The sequence below is a fragment of the Vibrio sp. Vb0304 genome, from assembly GCF_033338995.1.
Taxonomy (GTDB): domain Bacteria; phylum Pseudomonadota; class Gammaproteobacteria; order Enterobacterales; family Vibrionaceae; genus Vibrio; species Vibrio alginolyticus.
The window spans coordinates 1-1,031 of sequence record NZ_JAWOTT010000372.1; the positions used below are offsets into that span (position 1 = coordinate 1).

Genomic DNA, 1,031 nt, shown 5'->3' on the forward strand with positions numbered 1-1,031 from the left:
CTTTCTGTTGCTCAAGGTAACTTGGCTGTTGAACTAGAAGTTAAAGGCAAAGACGAACTCGCGCACATGGGGCAAGCTATCATCACCGCCCGCAATACCGCCCAAGCGCTCAAAGTGGTGGCAGAAGGGGAGGCAAAAGCCAAACGAGAGCTGGAAGAGCACAAAGAACACCTTGAAGAATTGATTGAGCAGCGTACTTCGCAGTTGAGACAAGCAAACCTGCGCTTGCATGAAGAGGTCGTGAACCACGCTCAGGCGCGTAATGAAGCCGAGCAGGCGAGCCGCGCGAAATCGGCCTTCTTAGCGACAATGAGCCATGAAATTCGAACGCCGATGAACGGCGTGCTCGGTACCGCTCGTTTGTTAATGGATTCTGGTTTAAATCCAATTCAAAAGCGTTACGCGGAGATCATCAACCGCAGTGGTAAAACCTTGCTGGCTATCTTAAATGACGTTCTGGATTACTCGAAAATTGAAGCCGGCCATCTTGAGATTCGCCGCTTGGGCTTCGACCTACATCAAATGGTTGAAGACACGTTCCAACTGATGAACAGCCGAGCACAAGAGAAGCAACTGCTGTTCTCTTACCACATTGAAAGTGACGTCAGCCGATACTGGAAAGGGGATGTAACGCGCATTAGCCAAGTGCTGAACAATCTAGTGGGTAACGCGATCAAATTCACTGAAGACGGTGAAATTGATATTTACGTCAGCCTGAATCCAGAAGACGAATCGCAAGTGCTATTTGAAGTCTCAGACACAGGTATCGGCATTTCGAAAAAAGATCAGAAAACTCTGTTTGATGCCTTCACGCAAGCAGAAGGTGGTCTGAACCAAATCGGTGGTACAGGGCTTGGTTTGGCGATCAGCAAACGCATCGTAGAAGCCATGGGCGGCGTGCTAGAAGTCGACTCAGAAGAGGGCGAAGGCAGCCGTTTCTGGTTCTCCATCCCACTTGAAGAAAGCGAACCTGTTGAAATCGGTGTTGTGGCGAGCGCTCGCTGCAAGGTGAAAGCCAAAGTGCTATTGGT

1 protein-coding gene is annotated in these 1,031 nt (G+C 49.8%); it reads left to right on the forward strand.

Features of this window, described 5'->3' with window-relative positions:
- On the forward strand, positions 1-1,031 hold a 1,031-nt coding region (locus R7P35_RS26345; protein ID WP_318093448.1), incomplete at both ends, for an ATP-binding protein.